The organism is Pseudorhodoferax sp. Leaf274 (genome assembly GCF_001422445.1).
In the GTDB taxonomy this organism is placed as follows: Bacteria; Pseudomonadota; Gammaproteobacteria; order Burkholderiales; family Burkholderiaceae_C; genus Pseudorhodoferax.
The window spans coordinates 210,356-223,260 of sequence record NZ_LMNA01000002.1 but is presented as its reverse complement, the minus strand read 5'-3'; the positions used below and the strand labels follow the sequence as shown (position 1 = coordinate 223,260).

The window sequence follows — 12,905 nt, the reverse complement described above, 5'->3', positions numbered from 1 at the left end:
GCCTGTCTCAGTGCAAACCCCATGCCAACGTCAAAACACGATATGAATCAATGGGTTGGAGCGGTTTTTCCAGGGCTTTGCGGGTCTAGCCGGAAAACCGCCCCCAAAACCACCGTTTTTGTCGCCGAACAGCGACAGGTCATCGCGTGTGTTTGGCGATGTCCTTTTGAATCAAGGACTTAGCCCTGTCGTGGTTCGGCGACGGGCTCGCCAGAAGCCGGAGAATCGCCTTTGAACAGTCCCGGCGTGAGCTCGTGCTTTTGCATCAGCCGGTAGAACTCGGTCCGGTTGCGGTCGGCGAGCCGGGCCGCATCGGCGGCATTGCCGTCGGTCAGCTTCAGCAGGTTGATGAGGTACTCGCGCTCGAACTTGCGCTTGGCCTCGGCATAGGGCAGCACCTCGATGGCCGGCTGGCGCAGCGCGCGCTGCACCAGCGCCAGCGGCACCAGCGGCGTGGTCGACAGCGCGCAGACCTGCTCCACCACGTTGTGCAGCTGGCGCACGTTGCCGGGCCAGGCGGCCGTGGTCAGCGCCTTGAGCGCCTCGGGCGCGAAGCCCGACAGCCGCTTGCTGTACTTGGCGGCCAGCATCTGCAGGAAGTGCTGGGCCAGCAGCGCGATGTCCTCGCGCCGTTCACCCAACGGGGGCAGCGTGAGGGTGACCACGTTGAGCCGGTAGTACAGGTCCTCGCGGAACTCCTTGGCGGCCATGGCCACCTCCAGGTCGCGGTGCGTGGCCGACAGGATGCGCACGTCCACCGGGATGGACTGGCTGGAGCCCAGCGGCCGCACGGCGCGTTCCTGCAGCACGCGCAAGAGCTTGACCTGCAGCGCCAGCGGCATGTCGCCGATTTCGTCGAGCAGCAGCGTGCCGCCGTCGGCGGTCTGGAACAGGCCCTTGTGGTTGGTCACGGCGTCGGTGAAGGCGCCGCGCATGTGGCCGAACAGCTCGGACTCCAGCAGCGCCTCGGGGATGGCGCCGCAATTCACCGCCACGAAAGGCTTCTTCGCCCGGCTGCTGGCCTTGTGGATGGCGCGCGCCAGCAATTCCTTGCCGGTGCCGCTGTCGCCCAGCATCAGCACGCTGGCGTCGGACTGGGCCACCATCTTGGCCTCGGCCAGCACCTCGGCCATGCGGGCCGAGCGGCTGACGATCTCGTCGCGCCAGCTCTCGTCGTGCCCGCCCTTGGGCACCGGCGCGGCCGGCGCCGACAGCGACAGCGCCTGGGCGATCTTGTCCAGCAGCGCCTTGCCGTCGAAGGGCTTGGTTAGGTAGGTGAACACGCCGCGCGCCGTGGCCTCCACCGCGTCGGGGATGGTGCCGTGCGCCGTCAGCAGGATCACGGGCAGCGCCGGATGCCGGGCACGCACGAGGTCGAACAGCGCCAGGCCGTCGCGGCCGGGCAGCTGCACATCGGACAGCACCAGCTGCGGCTGCTCGATGTCGAGCTGGTTCAACGCGGCCTCGGCCGAGCCGACGGCCGTCACGCGGTAGCCAGCGGCCGTGAGGCGCATGGACAACAGGCGCAGCATGTCCGCGTCGTCGTCGACGACGAGGATGTTCACGCGGGGCGCGGCGGAGTCGGAAGATGCCATGGTCAGGGCTGGACGGCGCGGTGGCCGCCGTTGGGCGGTGGGCGCGAGGTCAGGCTGCGCTCGATGGCGCGCACGGCCTCCAGCCGCTCGCTCAGCTGGTCGATGCGGCGCTGCTGCTCGCGCAGCTGCTGGGCCTGGCGGTCCAGCGCTTCTTCCACCCGGCGCTGCTCGGCATAGCGCGCCACCAGCATGCCGGCCAGCGGGTACAGCCCGCGAGCTTCCTCGCGCGGGTTGCCCAGCACGCGCTGCGCCAGGCCCTGCGCGCGCACCAGGTCGGCCGGCACGCGGGTCTGCGCCAGCGTGATGGCCAGCTGCATCTCCTCGGCCGGCTGGCGCTGCGCTTCGGCGATGTCCGAGAGCCGCGTCACCTCCTGTGCCAGCTCGGCCGGGGCCATGCGGCGCACGCGGTCGGCATACAGCAAGAGCGACTGCGCCACGGTGCTGTTGTCGGTGCGCACGCCGCCCGGCTGGCCGCCCTGCACGGGCAGCGGCACGGCCGATTCGGCCGGCGGCGCGGTGGGCGGCGCCACCGCGGGCGGCGGCGGCACGGGGGCGGCAGCGGGTGGCGGGGGCGGCGGCGCCGGCGGCGGCACGGCGCAACCGGCCAGCAGCGCCGCGGCCAGCGCGCACAGCAAGGATGAGGACGCGCGGGCCGCGCGTGGTTCAGGACACATGGGGTAGTTCGATGCGGAAATGGGCGCCGGACGGGCCGGGCAAGAGCGCCATCTTGCCACCGTGCGCGGCGATGTACTCGTGGACGATGGAAAGCCCGATGCCCGTGCCCTTGACCGCGCCCTCGGGCTGGCGCTGGCCGCGGAAGAACGGCTCGAAGATGCGGTCGCGGTCGGCCTCGGCCACGCCGGGCCCTTCGTCCTGCACATCGATCTGCACCAGCTGGTCGTGCTGGCGCAGCTGGATCAGGATGCGGCCCCTGGGCGGCGAGAAGCGGATCGCGTTGGACAGGAGGTTGGCCAGCACCGTGCCGATCTTGGCTGCGTCCACCCGCGTCGTCAGGCTCTCGCCCTCGACCTGCACCGCCAGCTGGTTGGCGCGCCACTGCAGGCGCTGGGCGTCGACCTGGGACTCGATCAGTTCCAGCAGGTCCACGCGCTCGCGCTTGAGCTGGCGCGCCTCGAAGGCCGCGGCGTTGAAGCGCAGCAGCGCCTCGATCTGGCTTTGCAGCTGCACCGTGTTCTGGCGCAGGATGCCGGCCACCTCGCGCTGGTTGTCGTTGAGTTCGCCGGCCACGCCTTCCTCGAGCAGCGAGACGCCCTCGCGCAGCGCAGCCAGCGGCGTCTTCAGTTCGTGCGAGATGTGGCGCAGAAAGCGCGCCTTGTCGGCATCGAGCTCGGACAGCCGCAGCCGCAGCCAGTCCAGCTGCTGGCCGATGCGGTGCACGTCGGACGGGCCCTGGATCTCGATCGGCCGGTCCAGCTCGTTCTCGCCCAGGCCCACGATGGCGCGTTCCACGCGCTTGAGCGGGCGCGCCAGCCACAGGCCCAGCGCGATCGCCAGCAGCACGGCCAGCACCACCATGCCGATCACCTGCTGCGTGATCTGCACGCGGCTGGCGTCCAGCTCGGCGTTGAGGGACTGGCGGCGCTGTTCGATGGCGGCCTGCATCTGCTGCGCCAGCGTGACGTTGAGCACATCGAGCTCGCGGAACTCGGCCGCGATGGCGCGCTCGCGGTCCAGCGCGGTCTCGGCCGGGCCTTCCATGAGCTGCTCGATCTTGCCCATCTGTCCGCGCCAGCGCTCGGCCAGCGCCGGTGGCAGGTCGGCCGGCTGCAGGCCGGCGACCAGGCCCTGGGCCTCGCGCGCGCTGTCGGCGAAGCGCCGGCGCAGCAGCGCGTCGTTGAGGATCAGCGACTGGCGCGCGGCCCGCTCGGCCGTGGCGCTGCGCTCGCTGAGCGTCTGCGCCACGCCGTTGAGCTGCAGCGTGCGCGCCGAGAAGCCCAGGCTGCGCTGTATCAGGATGTCGAAGGTGAACACCGCGCGCACGGCCACGCCGCCCAGCAGCGCGGCGATCAGCAGGAAGGCCAGCAGCAGCAGCTGGCGGAAGGACAGGCGCGGGCGGCTCACGCGGCCGGCGCGATCTCGCGCGTGCAGACCTCGCCGCGCAGCGAGTACGACATGGCCTCGGTCACGCGCACGTCCACCATCTGGCCGACCAGGCGGTCCGGTCCGGCGAAGTTGACCACGCGGTTGCACTCGGTGCGGCCCATCAGCTCGGGCTGGCCGGCGTGGCTGCGCTTGGACGGGCCCTCGACCAGGATGGACTGCACCGTGCCCACGCGGCGCGCGGCGATGGCGCGCACGTTGGCATCGACCACGCCCTGCAGGTGCTGCAGCCGCTTGAGCTTGACCTCGTGGGGCGTGTCGTCGTGCAGGTTGGCGGCCGGCGTGCCCGGGCGCGGGCTGAAGATGAACGAGAAGCTGTTGTCGAAGCCGATGTCGTCGATCAGCTTCATCATCTTGCCGAAGTCCTCCTCGGTCTCGCCCGGGAAACCGACGATGAAGTCGCTGCTCATGGCCATGTCGGGCCGGATCGCGCGCAGCTTGCGCACGGTCGACTTGTATTCCATGGCCGTGTAGCCGCGCTTCATGGCCATCAGGATGCGGTCCGAGCCGTGCTGCACGGGCAGGTGCAGGTGGCTCACGAGCTTGGGCACGCGCGCGTAGGCCTCGATCAACCGGGGCGTGAACTCGTTCGGGTGGCTGGTGGTGTAGCGGATGCGCTCGATGCCGGGGATCTCGGCCACCGTCTCCACCAGCAGCGCGAAATCGGCGATCTCGTCGGCGCCCTTGTTCGGCTCGCCCATGCGGCCGCGGTAGGCATTGACGTTCTGGCCCAGGAGCGTGACCTCCCTGACGCCCTGGTCGGCCAGGCCTGCGATCTCCACCAGCACGTCCTCGAACGGCCGCGACACTTCTTCGCCGCGCGTGTAGGGCACCACGCAGTAGCTGCAGTACTTGGAGCAGCCCTCCATGATCGAGACGAAGGCCGTCGCGCCCTCCACGCGCGCGGGCGGCAGGTGGTCGAACTTCTCGATCTCGGGGAAGCTGATGTCCACCTGCGCGCGGTCCTCTCGCGCACGCTGGCGCAACAGCTCGGGCAGGCGGTGCAGGGTCTGCGGGCCGAACACCACATCCACGAAGGGCGCGCGCGCGATGATGGCCTCGCCCTCCTGGCTGGCCACGCAGCCGCCCACGCCGATCTGCACGCCCTTCTTCTTGAGGTGCTTCACGCGGCCCAGGTCGGAGAACACCTTCTCCTGCGCCTTCTCGCGCACCGAGCAGGTGTTGAACAGGATCAGGTCGGCCTGGTCCACGTCCTGCGTGGGCTCGTAGCCCTCGGCGGCGTGCAGCACGTCGGCCATCTTGTCCGAGTCGTACTCGTTCATCTGGCAGCCGAAGGTTTTGATGAAGACTTTTTTCGTCATGGCGGTCTCGTGGGGCAATGCGGGACGGGCGGCCCAGGCCGCGCCGGAGGAAAGAGGCAGGCGCCTACTGTCCGTACTTGGGCAGCAGGTGGAACGGCGTCTTGCCGTCGTCCTTGGGCCGCGTGTCTTCTTCGGAGGAGAAGATGAAATTGCGCTCGCGCGTGGCCCCGGGCCGCTTGATGGCGGCTTCCTGCTGGTTCAGCAGCCAGACCTGGTGGACCATGCCGTTGGGTTCGCGCGTGTAGTTCACGACCAGGCGCTCGCCGACGATGCTGGCCGACATCACGAGTTGGTTGCGCGGGCCGAGGATGCGCGCGCCGGGCGAGAGGCGGTCGGATTTGCCGTCCAGCAGGATGTCGGGCGGCTGCGTGACCTGCAGCAGCCCGCGTAGCGCAGGGGCGGGGAATTCGCGCACCTGGGCCTGTGCGGCGGTGGCGAGGAGGAGGCTGGTGACGATGAGCGCGAGCGAAGCACGGCAGCGGTTCATGGTGTTCATCCAGAGGCTGGGGGCGCGATTTTAGAAGGCCCTTCGCGGCTGGCCGCCAATGCCCGTTCGATGGCCTCCTGCAATTGCCCGGCCACTACCTTCACGAGCGGCCCCAGCGGCCGCGTGGCGTCCACCGCGATGCCGATGGTCTGCGGCTCCGCGCCCTTGTCGCGCACGGGCACGAAGCGCAGCAGGCCGGCGGCCAGCTCGGGCGCGGCGTCCAGCTCCGAGGTGAACACCACGTGGCGCCCGCCCAGCGCCAGCTGCTTGACCAGCTGCAGCGAGTTGCTCTCGAAGCGCCCGCGCGCCTCGGTGAACAGCCAGCCGTACTGCGCGTCCAGGTAGCGCCGGATCGCCAGCGCGCGGCTCTGCAGCGCCACGGGGTAGGCGGCGGCCTCCTGCAGGCTGACCGAGCGCGCGCCGGCCAGTGGGTGGCTGGGTGCGACCACGCAGCCGAACGGCAGCTCGATGCGCCACAGCACCAGCAGTTCGCGCCGCGGCGGCAGGTTGAAGGCCGCGGCCAGGTCGGCCGTGCCGGCCATCACGGCGGCCAGCGCCTCATCGGTGCTGCCCAGGTTGACCGACAGCGAGATCAGCGGGTGGCTCGCGCCCAGCGATGCCACCAGCGCCGGCAGCACGCTGGTGGAGTGGCTGTCCATGGCCTGCAGCGTCACGTGTCCCTGGTGCACGCCCTGGTAGCGGCGGATCTCGCTTTCCAGCCGGCGCTCGTCCTGGCGCCAGCGCCGTGCGAGCGTGACCACCGCGTCGCCGGCCACGGTCAGCCGCATGCCGCGCGGCAGCCGCTCGAACAGCGGCGCGCCGAGCTGCTCCTCCAGCTGCAGGATCTGCCGGTTGATGGCCGAGGCCGCCACGTGCAGTTCCTTGGCCGCGGCCTGGATGGAACCGGAACGCGCCACCTGGTCCAGGTAGCGCAGGTTGGCGGAGACGAGGGACTGCGGCATGGCGGCAAAGCATACGCATTTTTCGAATGCAAGCGTGCGCATTCGGTGATGGACGGCAATGCAGGCGATTTCTACGATCCAGCCCATTCCCGCATCCCACCCAAGGAAACCACCATGTCGCTCCGCACCCCGCCTGCCCTGGCCCTGCTTGCCGTTCTGGCGCTGGCCCCGGCCCAGCAGGCCCTGGCCCAGGCCGCCAGCTGGCCCAGCAAGCCCGTCCGCATCGTCGTGAGCTTCCCGCCCGGCGGCACCAGCGACATCGTGGCGCGCCTGGTGGGGCAGCACCTGACCGACAAGCTCGGCCAGCAGTTCCTGGTCGACAACCGGCCCGGTGCGGGCGGCACGCTGGCGGCCGACATCGTGAAGAAGGAAGCGCCGGACGGCTACACGCTGATCCTGGCCAACAACGCGCCGTTCACGATCGCGCCCACGCAGTTCAGGAAGATCCCGTACGACCCGCTCAAGGACTTCACGCACGTGGCCTACATCGGCGCCTCGGCGCCCGGCCTGCTGGTGCAGCCCGCGTTGGGCGTGAAGGACCTGAAGGGCTTCATCGACCTCACGAAGAAGGAAACCAAGCTGAGCTACGGCTCCAGCGGCGTGGGCTCCATCAGCCACATCCTGGGCGAGGGCGTGAAGAAGAAGGCCGGCATCACCATGGTCCACGTGCCCTACAAGGGCAGCGCGCCGGCGATCCAGGACTTCAAGGCCGGCGTGCTCAAGACCTACTACGACCTGCTGGCGCAGAACATGCCCATGGTCAAGGCCGGCGAGGCGGTGGCCATCGCCGTGGCCGCGCCCAAGCGCATCTCGCAGGCGCCCGACGTGCCGACCTTCCGCGAGCAGGGCCTGGACATCGTGCTGGAGAACTGGCTGGGCGTCTCGGGCCCGGCGGGCATGCCGGCCGACCTGGCCAGGAAGATCCACGACGCCGTGGCCGAGGCCGTGGCGCTGCCGGCCGTCAAGGAGCGGCTGTTCGGCTGGGGCGTGGAGACGCAGGCCATGAGCAGCGCCGAATACACGAAGTTCGTGGGCGACCAGATCGAGGTGTGGAAGCCCTTGATCATCGAAGCCGGCGCGCAAGAGAAGTAGGCCGCAACCCCGCACACACCGGAGCAACGCCATGCAACTGCTGCGTGCCCTGGCCTTCCGCCAGGACTTCCTGGCCGGCCTGTTCGTGCTGGTCCTGGGCCTGGCCTGCCTGGCCGCCGTGGGCGACCTGGAGATCGGCAACGCCACCGAGATGGGCCCGGGCTACGTGCCGCGCGCACTGGCCTGGATGCTGATCGCTGCCGGCACCGGCATGGCCATCGCAGGCGCCCGCCGGGTGGCGGCCGAGCCGGTGGCCATCGTGCTGCGGCCGGTGCTCGTGCTCTCGCTGGCCGTGCTGCTGTTCGGCGCCATGGTCGACCGCCTGGGCATCGTGCTGGCGGTCATCGTGTCCACGGCCGTGGCCTCGCTGGCCAGCAGCATCAGCCGCCAGCGCGAGACGCCGCTGGTCTGCGCCGTGCTGGCGGCGCTGGCCGCACTCGTGTTCGTCAAGGGCCTGGGCCTGGCGATCCCCATCTGGCCACGGTGAAGGACAAAGATGAAACCCCCACGCGCATCGCTTCGCGTATCGCTGCCCCCCAGGGGGGCGCGTCCATGCCTTCGGGCGGCCGGGCGGCATTGACATGGAACTGCTCTCCAACATCGCCATGGGCCTGCAGGTGGCCGTGCTGCCGCAGAACCTCTTGTTCTGCTTCGTCGGCGTGCTGCTGGGCACGCTGATCGGCGTGCTGCCCGGCATCGGCGCGGTGGCCACCATGGCCATGCTGCTGCCCATCACCTTCCACCTGCCGCCGGCCACCTCGCTGATCATGCTGGCCGGCATCTACTACGGCGCACAGTACGGCGGCTCGACCACGGCCATCCTGGTCAACCTGCCGGGCGAGGCCAACTCGGTGGCCACCACGCTGGACGGCTACGCCATGGCGCAGAACGGCCGCGGCGGCGCGGCGCTGGCCATCGCGGCCATCGGCTCGTTCGTCGCGGGCACCGTGGCCACGCTGCTGATCTCGGTGTTCGGCCCCGGCATGGCGGCGCTGGCGCTGAAGTTCGGCCCGGTCGAATACTTCTCGCTGATGCTGCTGGGCCTGGTCTGCTCCATGGTGCTGGCCAACGGCGCGCTGTTCAAGGCCGTGGTGATGATCGTGTTCGGCATGTTCCTGGGCCTGGCCGGCACCGACGCCAACTCGCCGATGCCGCGGCTGACCTTCGGCGTCACCGAGCTGGCCGACGGCATCGACTTCGTGGCCATCGCGGTGGGCCTGTTCGGGCTGACCGAGATCATGCTGAACCTGGAACACACGCCGCGCGCCGTGCAGGCCGTGCCCATGCACGAGCTGCTGCCGACCCGCGAGGAGCTGCGCGAGAGCGTCGGCCCCATCCTGCGCGGCACGCTGCTGGGCTCGGTGCTGGGTGTGCTGCCCGGCGGCGGCGCGCTGCTGGCCTCGTTCGGCGCCTATGCGCTGGAGAAGAAGCTCAGCCGCACGCCCGAGCGCTTCGGCAAGGGCGCCATCGCTGGCGTGGCCGCGCCCGAATCGGCCAACAACGCGGGCGCGCAGACCTCGTTCATCCCGCTCTTGACGCTGGGCGTGCCGTCCAACGCCATCATGGCCGTGATGGCCGGCGCCATGACCATCCAGGGCATCGTGCCCGGCCCGCAGGTCATGACCGAACACGCCACGCTGTTCTGGGGAATGATCGCCAGCATGTGGGTCGGCAACCTGATGCTGGTGGTGCTGAACCTGCCGCTCGTGGGCCTGTGGGTCAAGCTGCTGCAGGTGCCCTACCGGTTGCTGTACCCGGCCATCGTGTTCTTCTGCGCCATCGGCATCTACAGCATCAACAACCGCGCGCTGGACGTGTACCTGGCGGTCGGCATCGGCCTCCTGGGCTACGCCATGGTCAAGCTCGGCTTCGAGGCCACGCCGCTGGTGCTGGGCTTCATCTTGGGTCCGATGATGGAAGAGAACTTCAAGCGCGCGATGCTGCTGTCCGGCGGCGACGCGCAGACCTTCGTCGAGCGCCCCATCAGCGCGGGCCTGCTCCTGGCCGCCGCGCTGATGCTGGCCGCCATGGCGCTGCCTTCGGTGAAGCGCACCCGCGCCGAAGCCCTCAAGGAAGACTGATCCTTTCCAGGAGACCCCGATGACGACATCCGCCGTGCAGGCCCCGTTGCGCCTGCGCTTCATCCTGAACACCTTCTACTCCGGCCCGCAGGCCTGGTTCTTCGTGGCCGAGGACAAGGGCTATTTCCGCGAGGAGGGCCTGGCCGTGGAGTTCACCGAGGGCGACACGCTGGCCAATGCCGTGCCGCGCCTGGCCGATGGCCTGTACGACGCGGGTTACGGCGACATGAATGCGCTGGTCGAGTGCGCGGCCAGCCGGCCCGACGAAGCCCCGGTGGCCGTGTTCGCCATGCACAACCGCTCGCCCTACACGATCGCCGTGCCCGCCGCCGGCCCGGTGCGCCAGCCGCAGGACCTGGCCGGCAGGCGGCTGGTCACGCACCCGAACGACGCCGCCTGGCGCATGTTCCCCGAGTTCTGCGCGGCCTGCGGCATCGCGCCGGACAGCGTGTCCATCGAGGTCTGCGATCTGCCGCACAAGGACATCGTGCCGCTGATGCTGGCCGGCCGCTGGGACGGGCTGTTCGGCTTTGTCAACACCATCCGCGCGCAGGCCATCGAGGCCGGGCTGGACGCCGACCGGCTGCTGCGCCACTTCGAGTGGCAGCACCATGTGCCCTCGCTGTACGGCGCGGCGCTGATGGTCACGCCGGCACTGCGCGCCGGGCACCCGCAGGCCGTCGCGGGCCTGGTGCGGGCCGTCAACCGGGGCCTGGCCGACACCGTCGCCGACCCGGACGCGGCCATCGCCGCCGTGGCGCGGCGCAACCCCGGCCTGGACCGCGTCGCCAACCGGGCCCGCCTAGTCGGCACGCTGGGCCTGGAGATGGCGCACCCCGAGGGCGCGCGCATCGGCATCGGCGCGGTCAACCCCGAGCGCGTGGCCGCGACCGTGGCCTTGATGGCCCGGGCCAAGGCCTTGCCGCAAGCGCCCGATGCGGCGCGCCTGTTCGATGGGCGCTTCCTGCCGCCGCTCGCTGCGCGCGTGCGCACCCTGGCGCAGGCCCTGTGATGGACGCGCTGCCTTCGCTGGAGCAGCTCAACGCGGCGGACGCGTCCACGTTCCTGGACCACCTGGGCGAGGTGTTCGAGCACGCGCCCTGGGTTGCCGCGGCCGTCGTCGGCCAGCGGCCCTTCGCAAGCGCCGACGCGCTGCACCGTGCCATGCTGGCGGCCGTGGCCGCGCGGCCCGAGGACGCGCGCGTGGCGCTGTTCAACGGCCACCCGGAACTGGCCGGCACCGCCGCGCGGCTGGGCCAGATGACGGCCGACTCGGTGCGCGAGCAGGGTGGCCTGGCGCTGGGTGCGCTCAGCGCCGAAGACGGTGCGCGCTGGGATGCGCTCAACACGGCCTACCGCGCGCGCTTCGGCTTTCCGTTCATCCTGTGCATCAAGCGGCACACGCGCATCTCGGCGCTTGCGGCCTTCGAGGCACGCCTGGCGGGCGACCTGCGCACCGAACTGGCGAACACGCTGGCCGAGATCGGCCGCATCACGCGGCTGCGGCTGGCCGGTCGCATCGCCGGCCACGGCCTGGACGGCCTGCACGGCAGCCTGGCCGTGCAGGTGCTGGACAGCCAGCGCGGCCGGCCCGCCGAGTGCCTGCGTGTGGCGCTGCACGATGCCGACGGCGCCTTGCTGGCCCAGGGCGTGCAGCAGGGCGATGGCCGCACCGCGCCGCTGCTGGCCGGCGCTCCGCTGCGCATGGGCCGCTACGAACTGCGCCTGCACCTGGGCGAGCACCAGCGGCGCCAGGGCGGGGCGGATGGGTGGCTGGACGTCGTGCCCATCGCCTTCGCCATCGATGCGCCCGAGGCCGACTACCGGCTCACGCTGACGGTGGCGCCGTGGGCGTACAGCGTGGCCTGCGCGCGCGAGGGCTGACGGTCGGTCAGCAGCACTGCGGCACCTGTGCCGCCTGCGCCGCCCGCGCGGCGTCCTGCCGCGCCTGCGCCGCTGCACCGCGCCGCGCAGACCACACCACCAGCAACAGCGCCAGCACCGCCACGCCGGCACCCGCGACCATGACGGACGCATAGCCCAGCCCGGCGCTCAGCACGGCCGCGCCCATGGCCGCGCCCAGCGCGTTGCCGAGGTTGAACGCGCCCACGTTGACGGAGGACGCGAGGCCCGGCGCCTCGGCCGCCGCGCGCATCACGCGCATCTGGATCGGCGGCACGACGGCGAACGCACCGATGCCCCAGACCAGCACGCCCACGGCCGCGCCGACCTGCGTCTGCGCCAGCCACGGGAAGGCCAGCATGCTGGCCGCGATCAGCAGCAGGAAGCCCATCAGCGTCTTGTCGACCGAGCGGTCGGCGAGCTTGCCGCCCAGCGCATTGCCGATGGTGAAGCCGACGCCGGCCAGCGCGAGCAGCCCGGTGATCAGCGCCGGCGAGGCTGCGTTGAAGCTCTTCAGCGCGGGCGTGATGTAGGTGTAGAGCGAGAACATGGCGGCCGAGCTCAGCACGGTGGTCAGCATGGCCAGCAGCACCACGGGGCGCGTGAGCACCCGCAGTTCGGCCCGCACGTCGGTGCGCGCCTGGGTTGCTGCGCCGCGCGGCAGGGCCAGCCGCAGCGCCACCATGGCGAGCACGCCCAGCACCGCGATGGCGGCGAAGGACTGGCGCCAGCCCACGCTGTCGGACAGCCAGGTCGCGGCCGGCACGCCGCCGATGTTGGCCAGCGTCAGCCCCATGAACATGGTGGCCACGGCGCTGGCCTGCCGGCCCGGCGGCACCAGGCTGGCCGCGACCACGGCGCCGATGCCGAAGAAGGCGCCGTGCGTCAGGCTGGTCACCACGCGCGCCACCATCAGGCTGGCGTAGCCGGGTGCCAGCGCCGACAGCAGGTTGCCCAGCGTGAAGATGGCCATCAGCACCATCAGGGCCCTGCGCCGCGACCAGCGGCCCAGCAACAGCGTCATGAAGGGCGCGCCCAGCGTCACGCCGATGGCGTAGGCCGAGACCAGCAGGCCGGCGGACGGGATGGACACGTCCACGCCCTGGGCGATGGACGACAGCATGCCCATGGGCCCGAACTCGGTCGTGCCGATGCCGAAGGAGCCGATCGCCAGGGCCAGCAGGGGGCCTGTGGCGCTGCGGGCGCCGCCGCTGTCCGCGGCGGGCGTGGAGGAGGTGGTGGTGTGCATGGCGGGTGTGCTCGATGTCTAGGGTTAACCCGGAGTTGGCGATTGTGGCGATGCCGACCTTTCCGGTAAACGGCAGAATTTCGAAAACACTTTT

12 protein-coding genes are annotated in these 12,905 nt (G+C 70.8%); 5 read left to right on the top strand and 7 right to left on the bottom strand.

Annotated elements, in window-relative coordinates:
- Window positions 1–179: 179 nt before the first annotated feature.
- From ASF44_RS06595 to ASF44_RS06570, 6 genes are all read right to left on the bottom strand, one after another.
- A complete protein-coding gene (locus ASF44_RS06595; RefSeq protein ID WP_056898407.1) occupies window positions 180–1,595 on the bottom strand; it encodes a sigma 54-interacting transcriptional regulator in 1,416 nt (471 codons plus the stop codon).
- A gap of 2 nt (window positions 1,596–1,597) precedes the next feature.
- The gene (locus ASF44_RS06590) at window positions 1,598–2,269 is read right to left on the bottom strand and encodes a hypothetical protein (RefSeq protein ID WP_056898406.1); all 672 of its coding nucleotides are present in this window, start codon (window positions 2,267–2,269) and stop codon (window positions 1,598–1,600) included.
- Complete coding sequence (locus ASF44_RS06585; RefSeq protein ID WP_235579148.1) at window positions 2,259–3,677, bottom strand: ATP-binding protein; 1,419 nt, start codon at window positions 3,675–3,677, stop codon at window positions 2,259–2,261. Before ASF44_RS06585 ends, ASF44_RS06590 begins: the two co-directional genes overlap by 11 nt.
- Complete coding sequence (gene miaB / locus ASF44_RS06580) at window positions 3,674–5,038, bottom strand: tRNA (N6-isopentenyl adenosine(37)-C2)-methylthiotransferase MiaB (RefSeq protein WP_056898405.1); 1,365 nt, start codon at window positions 5,036–5,038, stop codon at window positions 3,674–3,676. The genes ASF44_RS06585 and miaB overlap by 4 nt, the downstream gene beginning before the upstream one ends.
- Window positions 5,039–5,102: 64 nt before the next feature.
- Entirely contained in the window at window positions 5,103–5,525 is a 423-nt protein-coding gene (locus tag ASF44_RS06575) for a hypothetical protein (RefSeq protein WP_056898404.1), read from the bottom strand.
- Window positions 5,526–5,530: 5 nt separating this feature from the next.
- Window positions 5,531–6,487, bottom strand: a complete 957-nt coding sequence (locus ASF44_RS06570) for a LysR family transcriptional regulator (RefSeq protein ID WP_056898403.1) — start codon at window positions 6,485–6,487, stop codon at window positions 5,531–5,533.
- A gap of 114 nt (window positions 6,488–6,601) precedes the next feature.
- On the opposite strand from ASF44_RS06570, the gene ASF44_RS06565 reads away from it, so the two are divergent.
- From ASF44_RS06565 to uraD, 5 genes are all read left to right on the top strand, one after another.
- Complete coding sequence (locus ASF44_RS06565) at window positions 6,602–7,579, top strand: tripartite tricarboxylate transporter substrate binding protein (RefSeq protein WP_156374379.1); 978 nt, start codon at window positions 6,602–6,604, stop codon at window positions 7,577–7,579.
- A 31-nt stretch (window positions 7,580–7,610) separates the two neighbouring features.
- Window positions 7,611–8,066, top strand: coding sequence for a tripartite tricarboxylate transporter TctB family protein (locus ASF44_RS06560; RefSeq protein WP_056898401.1), 456 nt, complete (start codon window positions 7,611–7,613; stop codon window positions 8,064–8,066).
- 94 nt (window positions 8,067–8,160) lie between these two features.
- Window positions 8,161–9,660, top strand: coding sequence for a tripartite tricarboxylate transporter permease (locus ASF44_RS06555; protein WP_056898400.1), 1,500 nt, complete (start codon window positions 8,161–8,163; stop codon window positions 9,658–9,660).
- Between the two features lie 19 nt (window positions 9,661–9,679).
- A complete protein-coding gene (locus tag ASF44_RS06550; RefSeq protein ID WP_056898399.1) occupies window positions 9,680–10,672 on the top strand; it encodes an ABC transporter substrate-binding protein in 993 nt (330 codons plus the stop codon).
- Window positions 10,672–11,544 carry a 2-oxo-4-hydroxy-4-carboxy-5-ureidoimidazoline decarboxylase gene (gene uraD, locus ASF44_RS06545; RefSeq protein WP_056898398.1) on the top strand — a complete coding sequence of 291 codons (873 nt, stop codon included), beginning with the start codon at window positions 10,672–10,674 and terminating at the stop codon, window positions 11,542–11,544. Before ASF44_RS06550 ends, uraD begins: the two co-directional genes overlap by 1 nt.
- Window positions 11,545–11,551: 7 nt before the next feature.
- Here the strand turns inward: uraD and ASF44_RS06540 are convergent, their stop codons facing one another.
- Window positions 11,552–12,811, bottom strand: a complete 1,260-nt coding sequence (locus ASF44_RS06540) for an MFS transporter (RefSeq protein WP_056898397.1) — start codon at window positions 12,809–12,811, stop codon at window positions 11,552–11,554.
- Between the last annotated feature and the right edge of the window lie 94 nt (window positions 12,812–12,905).

Bases quoted from the DNA above. Each gene is read 5' to 3' on its own strand.
- ASF44_RS06595 (WP_056898407.1), bottom strand. From the start codon at position 1,595: ATGGCATCTTCCGACTCCGCCGCGCCCCGCGTGAACATCCTCGTCGTC.
- ASF44_RS06590 (WP_056898406.1), bottom strand. From the start codon at position 2,269: ATGTGTCCTGAACCACGCGCGGCCCGCGCGTCCTCATCCTTGCTGTGC.
- miaB (WP_056898405.1), bottom strand. From the start codon at position 5,038: ATGACGAAAAAAGTCTTCATCAAAACCTTCGGCTGCCAGATGAACGAG.
- ASF44_RS06575 (WP_056898404.1), bottom strand. From the start codon at position 5,525: ATGAACCGCTGCCGTGCTTCGCTCGCGCTCATCGTCACCAGCCTCCTC.
- ASF44_RS06570 (WP_056898403.1), bottom strand. From the start codon at position 6,487: ATGCCGCAGTCCCTCGTCTCCGCCAACCTGCGCTACCTGGACCAGGTG.
- ASF44_RS06565 (WP_156374379.1), top strand. From the start codon at position 6,602: ATGTCGCTCCGCACCCCGCCTGCCCTGGCCCTGCTTGCCGTTCTGGCG.
- ASF44_RS06560 (WP_056898401.1), top strand. From the start codon at position 7,611: ATGCAACTGCTGCGTGCCCTGGCCTTCCGCCAGGACTTCCTGGCCGGC.
- ASF44_RS06555 (WP_056898400.1), top strand. From the start codon at position 8,161: ATGGAACTGCTCTCCAACATCGCCATGGGCCTGCAGGTGGCCGTGCTG.
- ASF44_RS06550 (WP_056898399.1), top strand. From the start codon at position 9,680: ATGACGACATCCGCCGTGCAGGCCCCGTTGCGCCTGCGCTTCATCCTG.
- uraD (WP_056898398.1), top strand. From the start codon at position 10,672: ATGGACGCGCTGCCTTCGCTGGAGCAGCTCAACGCGGCGGACGCGTCC.
- ASF44_RS06540 (WP_056898397.1), bottom strand. From the start codon at position 12,811: ATGCACACCACCACCTCCTCCACGCCCGCCGCGGACAGCGGCGGCGCC.